Source organism: Mesorhizobium sp. M1423, from assembly GCF_040317575.1.
Taxonomy (GTDB): Bacteria; Pseudomonadota; Alphaproteobacteria; order Rhizobiales; family Rhizobiaceae; genus Mesorhizobium.
The window spans coordinates 163,320-178,104 of sequence record NZ_JAMYKU010000002.1 but is presented as its reverse complement, the minus strand read 5'-3'; the positions used below and the strand labels follow the sequence as shown (position 1 = coordinate 178,104).

Here is a 14,785-nt window from a genome sequence, read left to right as displayed (position 1 = left end):
GCATGGCAGACATCCGCAACAATTTCGTCGGCATCAAATCCCCGAACCCGTTCTGGCTGGCCTCGGCGCCGCCGACCGACAAGGCCTATAACGTCATCCGCGCCTTCAAGGCCGGCTGGGGCGGTGTCGTCTGGAAGACGCTCGGCGAGGAGGGTCCGCCGGTGGTCAACGTCAACGGCCCGCGCTACGGCGCGATCTGGGGCGCCGATCGCCGCCTGCTTGGCCTGAACAACATCGAGCTGATCACCGACCGCGACCTGCAGATCAACCTGCGCGAGATAAAGCAGGTCAAGATGGACTGGCCCGACCGGGCAATCGTCGTCTCGCTGATGGTGCCGTGCGAGGAGCATGCCTGGAAGGCGATCCTGCCGGTGGTCGAGGAGACCGGCGCCGATGGTATCGAGCTCAATTTCGGCTGCCCGCACGGCATGTCGGAACGCGGCATGGGTGCGGCGGTCGGCCAGGTGCCGGAATACATCGAAATGGTGGTGCGCTGGTGCAAGGCCAACACCCGCATGCCGGTGATCACCAAGCTGACGCCCAACATTACCGACATACGCAAGCCGGCGCGCGCTGCCCTTGCCGGCGGCACCGACGCGGTGTCGCTGATCAACACCATCAATTCGATCACCGGCGTCAATCTCGACAATTTCGCACCGGAGCCGACGATCGACGGCAAGGGTTCGCATGGCGGCTATTGCGGTCCGGCGGTGAAGCCGATCGCCATGAACATGGTGGCCGAGATCGCGCGCGACCCGGAAACGCATGGCCTGCCGATCTCCGGTATCGGCGGCATCACCACCTGGCGCGACGCCGCCGAGTTCATGGCGCTCGGCGCCGGCAATGTGCAGGTGTGCACGGCGGCCATGACCTATGGCTTCAAGATCGTGCAGGAGATGATCGCCGGTCTGGAAAACTGGATGGACGAGAAGGGCCATGCCTCGCTCGACGACATCGTCGGCCGCGCCACGCCCAACGTCACCGACTGGCAATATCTCAACCTCAACTACGTCGCCAAGGCGCATATCGACCAGGACGCCTGCATCAAATGCGGCCGCTGCCACATCGCCTGCGAGGACACCTCGCACCAGGCGATCACCAGCATGGTGGACGGCGTCAGGCATTTCGAGGTGATCGAGGCCGAATGCGTCGGCTGCAATCTCTGCGTCAATGTCTGCCCGGTCCAGAACTGCATCACCATGGAGCCGCTGGCGGTCGGCGTCATGGACCAGCGCACCGGCAAGCCGGTGTCACCGATCTACGCCAACTGGACGACGCATCCGAACAACCCGATGGCCAAGGTGGCGGCGGAATAGCATTGCGAAAAAAAAGCGGCGTTCACGGGCGCCGCTTTTTTAATTTCCCTATTGCGGACAAAGATTATCCACGATAATCTATATCCATGACTAGGAGAGCGAAATGAAGCTGGGTGAGGGCGTCGAAGCGGCCATCCACTGCGCCGCGATGCTTGCTGGCGTTGATGGCGCCGCGACCATGCCGGGTGCTGCCATGGCGGAAGCGTTCGGGCTGTCGCCGAGCTATCTCCTCAAGCATCTCAACATGCTGACGGTGTCGGGCATTCTGGAATCGGTTCCGGGGCCGTCCGGCGGCTACCGGCTGGCGCGGCCGGCGGAACGCATTACGCTGCTCGATATCGTGTTGGCCGTCGAAGGGCGAGAACCGGCCTTTCGCTGCGCCGAAATCCGCCAGCGCGGCCCCGCCAGGCTCGATGCCTCGGTTTATGTCAAACCCTGCGGCATCAAGGTGGCGATGCTGAAGGCCGAGCGTGCCTACCGCGCAGCGCTCGCCGACGCCCGGCTGTCCGACATCGTTGCAGAATACACGGCCGATGCCGATCCCCGTTCGGTCGCCGCCAACTGCGCCTTCGTCGAGCGCCATCAGCGTCCGCAGAAATCAAGTTCAACCAAGCAAGCATGAAAGGCTAAAAACGATGAAAGAGAGGCTGCAATTTTTCGGCGCGGCGCCGGAGATCATGAAGGCGGTGTCGGCGCTCAACAAGGCAGTCGACGAATGCGGGCTCGAAAAAAGCCTGTTGCATCTGATCAAGCTCAGGGCGTCGCAGATCAACGGCTGCTCGTATTGCGTCGAGATGCACAGCCGCGAGGCGCGCCACGACGGCGAGAGCGAGCAGCGGCTCTATCTCGTCTCCGCCTGGAAGGAATCGCCGCTATTTTCAGAGCGCGAACGCGCAGCCTTTGCCTGGACCGACGCGCTGACCAGGATCGCCGACAACGGTGTTTCGGACGAACTCTACGCAAGGACGCTCGAGCATTTTTCGGAGCAGGAGTTGGTCAAGCTGTCGGTTGCACTCGGCATGATCAACACCTGGAACCGACTTTGCGTTCCGTTCCATGCAATCCATCCGATGCCGGCGGTCATGGCCGCTTGAGCATGGACCAGGCGCGCGGCCTGCGTCGCGCGCCTCTTTTCTGCCCAAGGACCAACAGCATGTTTTCAAGCTTTGATAGTGAGATTCTATTCGCGGCCCGCCTGCTGCTCGGCGGCGCCTTTGTCTTTGCCGGCCTGCGCAACATCCAGAACGCGGCGTTCCTGACCCAATTGATGACGACGCGCGGCGTGCCGCAGGCGCGGCTGGTGCTCTGGCTGGGGATCGTCCTGCAGACCGTCACCGGAGCACTGGTGATCGCGGGCATCTGGACCGCTGCCGCCGCTCTGTGCCTGGTGTTGTTCCTTGTCGTTGCTACGCCGATGTTCCATAATTTCTGGGATCATCAGGGTCCCGAGCGCGCGTCCCGCATCAATGGCTTTGTCGGCAACGTCGCGCTGACCGGAGGATTTCTGGCGCTGATCGCGCAGTCGAAAGCGATTACCGCGTAGATGTAGCCGCGTTACGCCGCATACCGCAAGCCGCCGTCGCAGGTCAGGATCTGGCCGGTGACGAAGCTGTTCGAAACCAGGAACGCGATCGCCTCAGCAACGTCCTCGGCGCGGCCGATGCGGCCGACCGGCGTCTTGCCTGCATAATCGGCAAACACCGCATGACGCTGTTCATCAGGCAAAAAATCCCACCAGGGCGTGTCAATGACGCCCGGCGCCACGACATTGACGCGTAACGGCTTCAGCTCCATTGCCAGGATCGGCACCACGGTCAGCAGCATGCCGTTGACGGCGGCGATGCCGGCGACACCCGGCGCCGACAATTGCGCCAACACCGCCGAGATGAAAGTCACCGAGCCGCTCTTGTTCAGCGTCGGCAAGGCGGCCTGCAGGCAGGAGAGCTGCGGCCGGACCTTCTCGTCGACGCCGCCGCCGATGTCGGTCAGGTCAAGCGTTTCGAACGGGCCGAGCCCCTTGCCGCCGCTCGCGGCCAGCACCAGGTGATCGAAAGGGCCGAGATCGCTGAAAAACCGGCGAACCTCGTCCGGCTTCGCGGCATCGAAGGCAGCTTTTCCGACCGCGCCGCCAAGGCTTTGCCCTGCGTTGTCGAGCCTTTCCCGGTTGCGCCCGGTGATCGTCACCTTCATGCCCGGACCAAGCAGCTTTTTCGCGGTGGCGAGGCCGATGCCGGAGGAGCCGCCGACGACCACAGTGTGCTGCGCTTTCTCGATCATGAATTTTCTCTCTTCGATGTTGCGGAAGCCGGTGCGAGCCCGACAAGACCGAGGCTCAATTCCCGCAATCGACGTCGTGCCTTAGCGTCATAGGCTTGCGCATCGGCGCGGGATTCCCTCTGGCCGTCGAAATAGAGGCCGCTCCGCCCTTCGAGCGCCGGCGATGTGGCGAGATTGATGATGGCTTCGGCGCCGGTTTGGACCGAGCTCCAGGGTGTGACGCCCGCCTGCCGCACCATCGTGGTGTTCATGTAGCTTGCCGGATGCAGGCTGTTGACCGTGACGCCGGTGCCGTTCAGCTGCTCCGCCAGATCGATGGTGAACATGATCTGCGCCAGCTTGCTCTGGCAGTAGGCACGGACGCCGTCATAGGAGCGGGTAAGCATGACGTCATCGAAATCGATCGCCTGCTGGCCTGCCGAGGCGACGTTGACGATGCGCGCCGGCGCGCTGGCCTTGAGCAGCGGCAGCAGCTCCGTGGTGAGCAGGAAGCCGGCGAGATAGTTTACGGCAAAGCGCAGTTCGTAGCCGTCGGCGCTGACCTGCCGTTTCGCGTTGGGGCCGGCGGTGCCGACGCCGGCATTGTTGATGAGGACGTCGAGCCGCTTGGTCCTTGCGCGCACGGCCTCGGCGAGGCGGCGGACTTCCGCCAAGGAGGAGAGATCGGCGACGAGCAGCTCGGCCTCGCCGCCGGTGGCTTCGATCTCGGCCACGACCGCCTTGCCCCTCGTCGCGTCGCGGCCATGCACCAGGATGCGGGCGCCGCCGGCGCCGAGCCTTTGCGCGACGACGCGGCCGACGCCGTCGGTCGAACCGGTGATGAGGATTGTCTTGTCTTTCAGTTCCATGTTCAGAGCCTCCATCTCATCGCTCTGAATGGAAAGATGGGGCACCAGCCACTTGCCAAACAGTTCAAACTTTATCCTGGTATCGATACTGCTATAATAGTGGCCATGGATTCCACCGCGCATTCCGCCGAAGACAGCCGCCGCCGCGAGCTCGGCGCCTTCCTGCGTTCGCGGCGCGAAAGGCTGACGCCTTCGGCCACCGGCATCTCGACCGGCTTACGCCGGCGCACGCCCGGGCTGCGGCGCGAGGAGGTGGCGATGATCGCCGGCGTCGGCACGACCTGGTACACCTGGCTGGAGCAGGGCCGCGACGTTCGGCCGTCGGTGGAAGTGCTGACCGCACTCAGCCAGGCGCTGCGCCTGGACGCGGCTGAGCAACGGCATCTGTTTATTCTCGCCGGCCGGCCGCAGCCGGAGCGTCGCGTCGACGCGCCGGAAAAGATCGACGGCCCCTTGCTGCACATGCTGCAGAGCCTGGTCCTGCAGCCGGCCTATGTCGTCGGGCGGCGCTGGGATGTGCTGGCCTGGAACCCGGCGGCGGCAGCCGTGTTCGGCGATTATGGCCTGCTGGAGGGCGATGCCCGCAACATCGTCCATATGGTTTTCACCAGCCCGCAGCATCGGCGCCTGCTCGTCGACTGGGAGGAACTGGCGCGCGCCGTGCTGGCGTCATTCCGGGCGGAAAGCGCGAAGTATGTCGGCGATCCGGATTTCGAGCGGTTGATTGCGCTGATGACGCGTTCAAGCCCGGAGTTCCGCGCCTGGTGGCCGCTGCGCGATGTGGCCCGCAACCTATCGGGTGTGAAGCATGTCAGGCATCCGATAGCGGGCGCCATGGCGTTCGAACATATGAGCCTGTCGATCGACGACGGCTCGGACATGAAGCTGATCGTCTACACGCCGCTCGCCGAGCAGAACTCGATCGCCAAGCTGCAGAAGCTGCTCGATGCGCTGCCGGCCGCGCGGCGCAGCGCGTGAACCATCAAGGCTAGTCTTTCGGCTTCAGCCCGTCGATGAACAGTTGCTCGAGAAACCTTGCGGCATCCTCGAAGCGGCCGTCGCCGCCGCGGTCGGGGCCGAGCACGGCGCGGACCTGGACGTCGAAATCGGCATAATGCTGCGTCGTCGCCCAGATCGAGAAGATCAGGTGCCAGGGGTCGGTGCGGGCAATCTTGCCGGCGCGCATCCAGCCCTTGATGACGTTGGCTTTCTCGTCGACCAGCGTCTTCAACTCACCTTCCAGCATCGGCATGATGCGCGGCGCGCCCTGCAGGATCTCATTAGCGAATAGCCGGCTCTCGCGCGGGAAATCGCGCGCCATTTCGAGCTTGCGCCCGATGTAGTTGCGCAGTTCGGTCAGCGGATCGCCAATGTCGTCGAGTTCGCGCAGCGGCGCCAGCCAGGTGTCGAGAAGCCGTTGCATCAGCGTCTCGTGGATGTCCTCCTTGCGGCGGAAATAATAGAGCAGGTTCGGCTTCGACATGCCGGCGGCTTCGGCGATCTGGTCGATGGTCGAACCGCGAAAACCGTTGGTGGAGAAGACTTCGAGCGCCGCCTCCAGAATGAGCTCGCGCTTTTCCAGCTGGATGCGGGTGCGGCGTGGAGCGGAGCTTTCGACCGCCCCCGTCACCTCGAACAACCTTCGCTGTGAGGAGCGTCTGGACCAATTCTCTGGACCAGTTTTTCCCCGCCCTGTGGAGCGCACTTCGAAAGCCGCATTTCCGCTAGTAATCCCTTGACCGCTGATAAGGCGGTGCTAACGTTTGTCCAACCGGTCAAAAATTTGCGTAGCACGAAAACGCAGCAAAGACCAAGTGTTGGAAAGACCAAGCGTTAGCCGCACCGAAACAGGTTACAAGGGGAAGTCTTGGTCATGTCCAACCGGCTGAAAGTCACGCCGAACGATCTCAGCGCATTCTGGATGCCGTTCACGGCAAACCGGCAGTTCAAGCAGGCGCCGCGCATGATGGTGTCGGCCAAGGACATGCATTACACGACCAGCGACGGGCGCAAGGTTCTCGACGGCACCGCCGGCCTGTGGTGCGTCAATGCCGGCCACTGCCGCCCGAAGATCACCGAGGCGATCCAGAGCCAAGCGGCAGAGCTCGACTATGCGCCGGCCTTCCAGATGGGCCACCCGATCGTGTTCGAGCTGGCCAATCGCCTGGTCGACATCGCCCCGAAGGGCATGGACCATGTGTTCTTCACCAATTCCGGCTCGGAATCAGTCGAGACGGCGCTGAAGATGGCGATCGCCTATCACCGCGTAAAAGGCGAGGGCTCGCGCACCCGGCTGATCGGCCGCGAGCGCGGCTATCACGGCGTCAATTTCGGCGGCATCTCGGTCGGCGGCATCGTCACCAACCGCAAGATGTTTGGCACGCTGCTCGGCGGCGTAGATCACATGCCACACACGCATTTGCCGGAAAAGAACTCCTTCACGAAAGGCGTGCCCGAGCATGGCGCGGAACTGGCCAACGAGCTGGAACGCATCGTCGCCCTGCACGACGCGTCGACCATCGCCGCAGTCATCGTCGAACCGGTTGCCGGTTCCACCGGCGTCATCCTGCCGCCGAAGGGCTATCTGCAGAAGCTGCGCGAGATCTGCACCAAGCACGGCATCTTGCTGATCTTCGACGAGGTCATCACCGGTTTTGGCCGCCTCGGCACGCCGTTTGCCGCCGACTATTTCGGTGTCACCCCGGATATCATGACGACGGCCAAGGGCGTCTCCAATGGCGTCATCCCGATGGGCGCGGTGTTCGTCAAGAAGGAAATCCACGACGCCTTCATGACCGGGCCCGAGCATATGATTGAGTTCTTCCACGGCTACACCTATTCGGGCAATCCGATCGCCTGCGCGGCGGCGCTGGGCACACTCGACACCTACAAGGAAGAGGGGCTGCTGACGCGCGGCGAGGAATTGGCGCCGTACTGGGAGGACGCGCTGCACTCGCTGAAGGGCGAACCGAACGTCATCGACATCCGCAACATCGGCCTGATCGGCGCGATCGAGCTGGCGCCGATCGCAGGCCAGCCGACGAAGCGCGCCTTCTCGGCTTTCGTCAAGGCGTTCGAGCGCGGTGCGCTGATCCGCACCACCGGCGACATCATCGCTCTGTCGCCACCGCTCATCATCACCAAGGGCCAGATCAACGAATTGATCGACCATGTGCGCGAAGTGCTGAGGGCGGTGGACTAGATGCTCCCCAACATGTAGGGCGACGACGGGAACCGTCGTCCTAATGTGAGTAAATGAGAGGAACTTGAATGGCCGCCCCCGGCGAGAATCTGCGAATCAATTCAGACCGTTTGTGGGATTCGATAATGGAGATGGCGAAGATCGGCCCCGGCATTGCCGGCGGCAATAATCGCCAGACCGTTACCAACGAGGATGGCGAAGGGCGGCACCTGTTCAAGCGCTGGTGCGATGAGGCGGGGCTCGAAATGGGCGTCGACGAGATGGGTACGATGTTTGCCCGTCGCGAAGGCACCGACCCCAGCCTGCCGCCGGTGTATGTCGGCAGCCATCTCGATACGCAGCCGACCGGCGGCAAGTACGACGGCGTGCTCGGCGTGCTCGGCGGCCTGGAGGTTGTGCGCTCGCTCGACGATCTCGGCATCAAGACCAAGCACCCGATCGTCGTCACCAACTGGACCAACGAGGAAGGCGCGCGCTTTGCGCCGGCGATGATGGCGTCCGGGGTATTCGCCGGCGTGCTCGATCAGGCCGAAATCTATTCGCATGTCGACAAGGACGGCAAGAAATTCGGCGAGGAGCTCGAACGGATCGGCTGGAAGGGCACCGAAAAGGTCGGCGAGCGCAAGATCCACGCCTTCTTCGAATTGCATATCGAGCAGGGCCCGATCCTCGAGGACGAGGGCATCGACATTGGCGTCGTCACCCATGGCCAGGGACTGAAATGGCTGCAGGTGACGCTGACCGGCAGGGAGGCGCATACCGGCTCTACGCCGATGCCGAAGCGGCGCAATGCCGGGCTCGGCATGGCGCGGGTGATCGAATTGGTGCACGAGATCGCCATGGACTACCAGCCGGACGCCGTCGGCGCGGTCGGCCATATGGAGGTCTATCCGAACTCGCGCAACATCATCGCCGGACGCACCGTCTTCACCATCGACATCCGCTCGCCGGAAAAGGAGGTGCTGGACGCCATGGACGGCCGCATCCGCGAAGGCATCGACACGATCTGCGAGGCGCTCGACATCAAATATCAAATCGATCAGGTCGGTCATTTCGATCCGGTCACCTTCGACGCGGGCTGCGTCAAGGCTGTGCGGGATGCGGCGGAGCGCCTGGGATATACGCATCGCAACATCGTCTCCGGCGCCGGCCACGACGCCTGCTGGATCAACCGCGTCGCACCGACGGCGATGGTGATGTGTCCCTGCGTCGACGGGCTCAGCCACAACGAGGCCGAGGAGATCACCAAGGAATGGGCAACGGCCGGCGCCGATGTGCTGTTCCACGCGGTGGTCGATACGGCAGTGATTGTCGAATGATGGGATAGCTGCCACCTCGCAACGCCGCTCGCAAGAAGCGCGAAAAGAACAAGGGAACAAGAAAATGTCCAAAGTCATCAAGAATGGCACCATCGTCACCGCGGACCGGACATGGAAGGCCGATGTGCTGTTCAGGCACGGCAAGATCGTCGGCATCGGGCCGGATCTGCATGGCGACCATGAGTTCGACGCCACCGGCTGTTATGTGATGCCGGGCGGCATCGACCCGCATACCCATCTCGAAATGCCGTTCATGGGTACCTATTCGGCCGACGATTTCGAGAGTGGCACCCGCGCCGCCCTTGCCGGCGGGACGACGATGGTCGTCGACTTCTGCCTGCCGGCGCCGCGGCAATCGCTGCTCGAGGCCCTGCAGATGTGGGACAACAAGACTTCGAAGGCGTCCTGCGACTATTCCTTCCACATGGCGATCACCTGGTGGGGCAAGCAGGTGTTCGACGAGATGGCCACCGTCGTCGACAGGGGCATCACCTCGTTCAAGCATTTCATGGCTTACAAGGGCGCGCTGATGGTCGATGACGACGAGCTATATTCGTCGTTCCAGCGCTGCGCCGATCTCGGCGCGCTGCCGCTGGTCCATGCCGAGAATGGCGACGTGGTAGCGGCACTGTCGCAGAAGCTGCTGGCGGCGGGCAATAGTGGTCCGGAGGGACACGCCTATTCGCGCCCGCCGGAAGTCGAAGGCGAGGCGACCAATCGTGCCATCATGATCGCCGACATGGCCGGCGTGCCGCTCTATGTCGTGCATGTCTCCTGCGAGCAGGCCCACGAGGCCATCCGCCGGGCGCGCCAGAAAGGCATGCGGGTATTCGGCGAGCCGCTGGTCCAGCACCTGACGCTGGACGAGAGCGAATATTTCAACAAGGACTGGGACCATGCGGCGCGGCGCGTTATGAGCCCGCCCTTCCGCAACAAATGGCATCAGGATTCGCTGTGGGCCGGCCTGCAGGCTGGGTCACTGCAAGTGGTGGCGACCGACCATTGTGCCTTCACCACCAAGCAGAAGCGCAACGGCGTCGGCGACTTCACGAAGATCCCGAATGGCACGGGCGGGCTCGAGGATCGTTTGCCGGTGCTGTGGACGACCGGCGTCAACACCGGCCGGCTGACGATGAACGAGTTCGTCGCGGTGACCTCGACCAACATCGCCAAGATCCTCAACATGTACCCGAAGAAGGGCGCCATCGTCGAAGGCGCGGACGCCGACATCCTTGTCTGGGACCCGAAGCGCAAGAAGAAAATCACGGCCAAGAAGCAGCAGTCGGTCATCGACTACAACGTCTTCGAAGGTTTCGAGGTGACCGGCCTGCCACGCTACGTCTTCTCGCGCGGCGAACTGTCGATCGAGGAAAACGAGGTTAAGGCAAAGCCCGGCCATGGCGAGTTCGTCGCTCGCGAGCCGAACGCGGCGGTCAACCGGGCACTGTCGACCTGGAAGGAAATTTCCGCGCCGCGCAAGGTGGAGCGTACAGGCATCCCGGCGACGGGCGTTTGAGCTTGGCGAGCCACGGAGCGATCATCTCAATGGCCGCGGTGATCCTTGCCGCCGGGCCGGCGGCGGACGTCCTTGCCGGCTCCTTTGGCAATGAGGTCGGTTGCGCTGGTGTACGGCTCGGTTATCAGGACCGCGACGATTATGTCGTGCTGACCGCCGAGGGCGTCGAAACCTATGGCAGCGGCTGCGAGTTCGCACAGCCATTGACGACGACGCCTGGCACCCAGTTGTTGAGCTCCACCTGTTTCGCCGAGGGCGAGGAGGGGACGACCACAGATGTCGTCAAGGTCATCAACAAAGGAGGGGACGGTTTCTTCGTGACCATTCCCGGCCTTGAGGAGATAGGGCCGCTGAAATCATGTTCGTGACGGTGCCGATGACGGCCGCCGCCTCGACCCAGTCCTCAGGCGACCAACCCGTCCAGTTCCGGCAGCAGGACGACGCTTTCCTGTTCGTTGGGATCGGTGCGGGCAATAACCGCCGAGGCGGGGCTGTCGCTCAGATTGGCCGGCAGATGCGGCACACCGGGGGGAATATAGAAAAGATCGCCGGCCTTGACCACGATATGCTGTTCGAGCCGGTCGCCATACCAGGTATGGACTTCGCCGGAGAGCACATAGATCGCGGTTTCATGGTTTTCGTGCATATGCGCCTTGGCGCGGGCGCCCGGAGGCATGGTCAGCAGATGCATGCAGATACCGGAGGAGCCGACTGTTTCGGCGGCGATACCGGCGAAATAGCTCAGGCCCTGCTTGCCTTCATAAGAGCTTTCAGGGCGGATAAGATGGCACGTCGGTTTGGGCGACATCGGGGCAACTCCGGGCGTCTATCTGATGGGACAAGGGCACGTAGAACTGGGGCGCGTAGAACTGGCGCGAGTAGGACTGGGCGAGTGGAAAGCAACATCGGGGTAAAATCAATCGGATTCCGGCCGGTGGCGCAGTGGCCGGAAGCGACAGGCTACGGCCGATGACGGGAGCATCGCCAGCCGTTGTTTCGGCAAGCAAGCTTGGCCTGACCTTCCAGACCAATGACGGTCCGGTGCAGGCGCTGTCGAATGTCGACCTGACCATCGGCAAGGGCGAATTCGTGTCCTTCATCGGGCCCTCCGGCTGCGGCAAGACGACCTTGCTGCGCGTCATCGCCGATCTGGAGAAGCCGACATCGGGAGCCATTTCCGTCAACGGCATGACGCCCGAGCAGGCGCGCCAGCGCCGCGCCTATGGCTATGTCTTCCAGGCGGCCGCACTTTATCCGTGGCGCACGATCGAGCGCAATGTGGCGCTGCCGCTGGAGATCATGGGCCTGTCCAGGGCGGAGCAGGCGGCGCGCATCAAGCGAACCCTCGACCTCGTCAACCTCAGCGGCTTCGAGAAGAAATACCCCTGGCAGCTTTCGGGCGGCATGCAGCAGCGCGCCTCGATCGCACGGGCGCTCGCCTTCGATGCCGACCTTTTGTTGATGGACGAACCGTTCGGCGCGCTGGACGAGATCGTGCGCGACCACCTCAACGAACAACTGCTGGAGCTTTGGGAGCGGACCAACAAGACCATCTGCTTCGTCACCCATTCGATCCCCGAGGCGGTCTATCTGTCGACGCGCATCATCGTCATGTCGCCGCGCCCGGGGCGTGTCAGCGATGTCATAGAATCGACGCTGCCGAAGAAGCGGCCGCTCGATATCCGCGAGACGCCGGAGTTCCTGGCCATCGCGGCACGGGTGCGCGACGGGCTGAGGGCAGGGCACAGCTATGATGATTGAGCGGGATGAGGGTCCTCCTCTCCCCGACGGGGAGAGGGTGGCCGGAGCGAAGCGGAGGTCGGGTGAGGGGGCGGCGCCGACAGATCCAACTAAAAGAAATGTTGGGGCAACCGCTCGTGCCCGAAAGCTCCGGTTTGACGAGACCGAGGCTGAGTACCGGCTTTGGGGGGAACTGAGAGGACGTCATCTCAACGGCTACAAATTTGTGAGGCAGGTGCCGCTTGGCCTTTTCATCGCGGACTTCGTTTGTCGCGAGAAGGGTCTGATTGTTGAAGTCGACGGCAGTCAGCATGCGGATTCTCCAACCGATACGGCGAGAACTGCTTGGCTGAATGGCTATGGCTATTCCGTTCTTCGGTTCTGGAACCATGAAGTTCTGGCCGAACGTCGAGCGGTCCTTGATACGATATTGGCTTGCCTCGACGGAAAGATTTCTACCCCCTCACCCGGCCTCCGCTTCGCTCCGGCCACCCTCTCCCCGTTGGGGAGAGGAGGGCGCCAAGCGCCCGAGGATCGCTAGATGGACTCGTTTCGCGACAAGATCGTTCCCGTGACCTCGATCCTCCTGGGCGTGGTCGTCGTCTGGTACGTCATGGCCGTTGTCCTCAACGCGCCGTTCCAGCGCGATCTCGACCGCCGCGCCAATCTGACACCGGGCATTGTGGAATTCATCGGCAAGACGCTGGCACAACCGAAGCCGACGCTACCGGCGCCACACCAGGTGGCGGTGAATTTTTTCGAAAACACCTTTTTGCGCAGCATCACCTCGAACCGCAGCCTTGTCTACAATGCCTGGGTGACGCTGTCGTCGACGCTGCTCGGCTTTGCCTTCGGCACGGCGCTCGGCATCGTCATCGCCGTCGGCATCGTGCATGTGACGACGCTCGACCGCAGCATGATGCCGTGGATCATCGCCTCGCAGACCATTCCGATCCTGGCGGTGGCGCCGATGATCATTGTCGTGCTGGCGGCGGTCGGCATCACCGGGCTGATCCCGAAAGCGCTGATCTCGACCTATCTGTCGTTCTTCCCGGTGGCGGTTGGCATGGTGAAGGGGCTTCGCTCGCCCGAGCTCACCCATCTCGACCTGATGCATACCTATAATGCCAGTCCCTCGCAGACCTTCTGGAAATTGCGGGTGCCGGCCTCGGTGCCGTTCCTGTTCACCTCGATGAAGGTGGCTGTCGCCGCCAGCCTGGTCGGCGCCATTGTCGGCGAGCTGCCGACCGGCGCCGTCGCCGGCATCGGCGCCAAATTGCTCGCCGGCGCCTACTACAGCCAGACGATCGACATCTGGTCGGCGCTGGTCGCCGGCTCGGTGGTGGCGGCCTTGCTGGTTATGCTGGTCGGCATTGCTGGGCGCCTTGTCGACCGCGCCATGGGCGGGAGGCCGGCATGAGCTCGCTCCTGAGCCTTTCCTCAATCACCCCCCGATCCTGGCAAGGATATGCCGCGCTTATCCTTCTTGTCGGCGCGCTGCTTCTTTGGCCGCTCGTCAGTGCTACGCCCGGTTACGGCATGGCGACTACGGTTTTGATTTTCATTTTGCTGCTCATGGCAATCGAGGCCGACAACTTTCCACCGATGATCGGGGTGGTGTTGCTGTTCCTTGGCGCGCACGGCGCGGCGTGGATGTTGCTCGCCGGCATAACCGGCAATGAGGGCAGCGCTCGTGGCTCCTTCTATCTGCTGCTCGTCGCGGCGTGGTTTTTGGCCTGGCGCTGCGTAACGGTCTTGTCGTCGGTTCGCCCGACGTCGCGCTGGGCGTCAACCGCCTTGCGCCTGATCATTCCAGCCATCTTCGGCGCTTGGATCCTGATCATCTGGGAGGCGGTGACGCGTGGCGCCGGCATTCCCTTCATCCTGTTGCCGCCGCCAAGCGCCATCGGTGCACGCATCGTCGGCTCGCTGCCGGTGCTGGGGGCCGATGTCAGGCAGACCATCTTCAAGGCGGTGATCTTCGGCTATGTCGTGGGCAGCAGCGCCGGCTTCCTCGTTGCCATCGCCGCCGACCGTGTGCCGTTCCTGCGGCGCGGGCTTTTGCCGATCGGCAATATGGTGTCGGCGCTGCCGATCATCGGCGTCGCGCCGATCATGGTCATGTGGTTCGGCTTCGACTGGCAATCCAAGGCAGCCGTGGTCATAATCATGACCTTCTTCCCGATGCTGGTGAACACCGTCGCCGGGCTTACCGCCTCCGGCCATATGGAGCGCGACCTGATGCGCACCTATGCCTCGCGCTACTGGCAGACGCTGTTCAAGCTGCGGCTGCCGGCGGCGGCACCGTTCATCTTCAATGCGTTGAAGATCAATTCGACGCTGGCGCTGATCGGCGCCATCGTCGCCGAGTTCTTCGGCACGCCGGTGGTCGGCATGGGATTCCGCATTTCGACGGAAGTCGGGCGGATGAACATCGACATGGTGTGGGCCGAAATCGCAGTTGCAGCACTTGCGGGTTCGGTCTTTTATGGCGTGGTCGCTCTTTTCGAGAGAGCAATTACGTTTTGGCATCCCTCTGTCCGTGGTGGATAGGGGCGGTGGGTTTA

Annotated in this window: 17 protein-coding genes; 13 read left to right on the top strand and 4 right to left on the bottom strand. The window is 63.0% G+C overall.

Going from position 1 to position 14,785, the window contains the following annotated elements; all coding sequences use genetic code 11:
• Nucleotides 1-2 precede the first annotated feature (2 nt).
• From preA to NKG95_RS03730, 4 genes are all read left to right on the top strand, one after another.
• On the top strand, nucleotides 3-1,316 hold the full coding sequence (gene preA / locus NKG95_RS03745) for an NAD-dependent dihydropyrimidine dehydrogenase subunit PreA (protein WP_353039991.1): 1,314 nt from the start codon (nucleotides 3-5) through the stop codon (nucleotides 1,314-1,316).
• Between the two features lie 103 nt (nucleotides 1,317-1,419).
• Complete coding sequence (locus NKG95_RS03740) at nucleotides 1,420-1,938, top strand: RrF2 family transcriptional regulator (RefSeq protein ID WP_023720862.1); 519 nt, start codon at nucleotides 1,420-1,422, stop codon at nucleotides 1,936-1,938.
• A gap of 13 nt (nucleotides 1,939-1,951) precedes the next feature.
• Nucleotides 1,952-2,410, top strand: a complete 459-nt coding sequence (locus NKG95_RS03735) for a carboxymuconolactone decarboxylase family protein (protein ID WP_352547038.1) — start codon at nucleotides 1,952-1,954, stop codon at nucleotides 2,408-2,410.
• Between the two features lie 59 nt (nucleotides 2,411-2,469).
• On the top strand, nucleotides 2,470-2,859 hold the full coding sequence (locus NKG95_RS03730; RefSeq protein ID WP_353039990.1) for a DoxX family protein: 390 nt from the start codon (nucleotides 2,470-2,472) through the stop codon (nucleotides 2,857-2,859).
• A gap of 11 nt (nucleotides 2,860-2,870) precedes the next feature.
• Here NKG95_RS03730 and NKG95_RS03725 read toward each other — a convergent pair whose 3' ends face one another.
• Together NKG95_RS03725 and NKG95_RS03720 are read right to left on the bottom strand one after the other, a co-directional pair.
• Nucleotides 2,871-3,593, bottom strand: a complete 723-nt coding sequence (locus tag NKG95_RS03725) for an SDR family oxidoreductase (RefSeq protein WP_353039989.1) — start codon at nucleotides 3,591-3,593, stop codon at nucleotides 2,871-2,873.
• Nucleotides 3,590-4,441, bottom strand: coding sequence for an SDR family NAD(P)-dependent oxidoreductase (locus NKG95_RS03720; RefSeq protein ID WP_353039988.1), 852 nt, complete (start codon nucleotides 4,439-4,441; stop codon nucleotides 3,590-3,592). Before NKG95_RS03720 ends, NKG95_RS03725 begins: the two co-directional genes overlap by 4 nt.
• Before the next feature lie 105 nt (nucleotides 4,442-4,546).
• Between NKG95_RS03720 and NKG95_RS03715 the strand changes: the two genes are divergently transcribed.
• Nucleotides 4,547-5,419 carry a helix-turn-helix transcriptional regulator gene (locus NKG95_RS03715; RefSeq protein ID WP_023720857.1) on the top strand — a complete coding sequence of 291 codons (873 nt, stop codon included), beginning with the start codon at nucleotides 4,547-4,549 and terminating at the stop codon, nucleotides 5,417-5,419.
• 10 nt (nucleotides 5,420-5,429) lie between these two features.
• Here NKG95_RS03715 and NKG95_RS03710 read toward each other — a convergent pair whose 3' ends face one another.
• Nucleotides 5,430-6,071 (bottom strand): TetR family transcriptional regulator C-terminal domain-containing protein, encoded by a 642-nt coding sequence (locus NKG95_RS03710; protein WP_353039987.1) that lies wholly within the window; start codon nucleotides 6,069-6,071, stop codon nucleotides 5,430-5,432.
• A gap of 243 nt (nucleotides 6,072-6,314) precedes the next feature.
• Here NKG95_RS03710 and aptA point away from each other — a divergent pair, with 243 nt between their 5' ends.
• From aptA to NKG95_RS03690, 4 genes are all read left to right on the top strand, one after another.
• Nucleotides 6,315-7,643, top strand: coding sequence for an omega-aminotransferase AptA (aptA, locus tag NKG95_RS03705; RefSeq protein ID WP_352465212.1), 1,329 nt, complete (start codon nucleotides 6,315-6,317; stop codon nucleotides 7,641-7,643).
• Nucleotides 7,644-7,711: 68 nt separating this feature from the next.
• On the top strand, nucleotides 7,712-8,962 hold the full coding sequence (locus tag NKG95_RS03700) for a Zn-dependent hydrolase (protein WP_352482945.1): 1,251 nt from the start codon (nucleotides 7,712-7,714) through the stop codon (nucleotides 8,960-8,962).
• Nucleotides 8,963-9,026: 64 nt separating this feature from the next.
• Nucleotides 9,027-10,478 (top strand): dihydropyrimidinase, encoded by a 1,452-nt coding sequence (gene hydA, locus NKG95_RS03695; protein WP_353039986.1) that lies wholly within the window; start codon nucleotides 9,027-9,029, stop codon nucleotides 10,476-10,478.
• Nucleotides 10,479-10,507: 29 nt separating this feature from the next.
• Nucleotides 10,508-10,846, top strand: coding sequence for a hypothetical protein (locus NKG95_RS03690; RefSeq protein WP_352814703.1), 339 nt, complete (start codon nucleotides 10,508-10,510; stop codon nucleotides 10,844-10,846).
• A gap of 35 nt (nucleotides 10,847-10,881) precedes the next feature.
• Here NKG95_RS03690 and NKG95_RS03685 read toward each other — a convergent pair whose 3' ends face one another.
• Nucleotides 10,882-11,286 carry a cupin domain-containing protein gene (locus NKG95_RS03685; RefSeq protein WP_023720850.1) on the bottom strand — a complete coding sequence of 135 codons (405 nt, stop codon included), beginning with the start codon at nucleotides 11,284-11,286 and terminating at the stop codon, nucleotides 10,882-10,884.
• A gap of 161 nt (nucleotides 11,287-11,447) precedes the next feature.
• Between NKG95_RS03685 and NKG95_RS03680 the strand changes: the two genes are divergently transcribed.
• Genes NKG95_RS03680 through NKG95_RS03665 form a run of 4 tightly spaced genes read left to right on the top strand, consistent with a single transcriptional unit; the run spans nucleotide 11,448 to nucleotide 14,771 of the window.
• Nucleotides 11,448-12,239: an ABC transporter ATP-binding protein gene (locus NKG95_RS03680; RefSeq protein WP_023720849.1), complete on the top strand. Its 792-nt coding sequence runs from the start codon at nucleotides 11,448-11,450 to the stop codon at nucleotides 12,237-12,239.
• On the top strand, nucleotides 12,229-12,759 hold the full coding sequence (locus tag NKG95_RS03675; RefSeq protein WP_156948160.1) for a DUF559 domain-containing protein: 531 nt from the start codon (nucleotides 12,229-12,231) through the stop codon (nucleotides 12,757-12,759). Before NKG95_RS03680 ends, NKG95_RS03675 begins: the two co-directional genes overlap by 11 nt.
• Nucleotides 12,760-13,638 (top strand): ABC transporter permease, encoded by an 879-nt coding sequence (locus NKG95_RS03670; protein WP_023720847.1) that lies wholly within the window; start codon nucleotides 12,760-12,762, stop codon nucleotides 13,636-13,638. It begins immediately after the preceding gene.
• A complete protein-coding gene (locus NKG95_RS03665; RefSeq protein ID WP_353039985.1) occupies nucleotides 13,635-14,771 on the top strand; it encodes an ABC transporter permease in 1,137 nt (378 codons plus the stop codon). The genes NKG95_RS03670 and NKG95_RS03665 overlap by 4 nt, the downstream gene beginning before the upstream one ends.
• The last annotated feature ends 14 nt before the right edge of the window (nucleotides 14,772-14,785 follow it).

Bases quoted from the DNA above. Each gene is read 5' to 3' on its own strand.
- NKG95_RS03675 (WP_156948160.1), top strand. From the start codon at position 12,229: ATGATGATTGAGCGGGATGAGGGTCCTCCTCTCCCCGACGGGGAGAGG.
- NKG95_RS03685 (WP_023720850.1), bottom strand. From the start codon at position 11,286: ATGTCGCCCAAACCGACGTGCCATCTTATCCGCCCTGAAAGCTCTTAT.
- NKG95_RS03725 (WP_353039989.1), bottom strand. From the start codon at position 3,593: ATGATCGAGAAAGCGCAGCACACTGTGGTCGTCGGCGGCTCCTCCGGC.
- NKG95_RS03680 (WP_023720849.1), top strand. From the start codon at position 11,448: ATGACGGGAGCATCGCCAGCCGTTGTTTCGGCAAGCAAGCTTGGCCTG.
- NKG95_RS03720 (WP_353039988.1), bottom strand. From the start codon at position 4,441: ATGGAACTGAAAGACAAGACAATCCTCATCACCGGTTCGACCGACGGC.
- aptA (WP_352465212.1), top strand. From the start codon at position 6,315: ATGTCCAACCGGCTGAAAGTCACGCCGAACGATCTCAGCGCATTCTGG.
- NKG95_RS03715 (WP_023720857.1), top strand. From the start codon at position 4,547: ATGGATTCCACCGCGCATTCCGCCGAAGACAGCCGCCGCCGCGAGCTC.
- NKG95_RS03700 (WP_352482945.1), top strand. From the start codon at position 7,712: ATGGCCGCCCCCGGCGAGAATCTGCGAATCAATTCAGACCGTTTGTGG.
- NKG95_RS03740 (WP_023720862.1), top strand. From the start codon at position 1,420: ATGAAGCTGGGTGAGGGCGTCGAAGCGGCCATCCACTGCGCCGCGATG.
- preA (WP_353039991.1), top strand. From the start codon at position 3: ATGGCAGACATCCGCAACAATTTCGTCGGCATCAAATCCCCGAACCCG.
- NKG95_RS03665 (WP_353039985.1), top strand. From the start codon at position 13,635: ATGAGCTCGCTCCTGAGCCTTTCCTCAATCACCCCCCGATCCTGGCAA.
- NKG95_RS03690 (WP_352814703.1), top strand. From the start codon at position 10,508: ATGGCCGCGGTGATCCTTGCCGCCGGGCCGGCGGCGGACGTCCTTGCC.
- hydA (WP_353039986.1), top strand. From the start codon at position 9,027: ATGTCCAAAGTCATCAAGAATGGCACCATCGTCACCGCGGACCGGACA.
- NKG95_RS03735 (WP_352547038.1), top strand. From the start codon at position 1,952: ATGAAAGAGAGGCTGCAATTTTTCGGCGCGGCGCCGGAGATCATGAAG.
- NKG95_RS03670 (WP_023720847.1), top strand. From the start codon at position 12,760: ATGGACTCGTTTCGCGACAAGATCGTTCCCGTGACCTCGATCCTCCTG.
- NKG95_RS03730 (WP_353039990.1), top strand. From the start codon at position 2,470: ATGTTTTCAAGCTTTGATAGTGAGATTCTATTCGCGGCCCGCCTGCTG.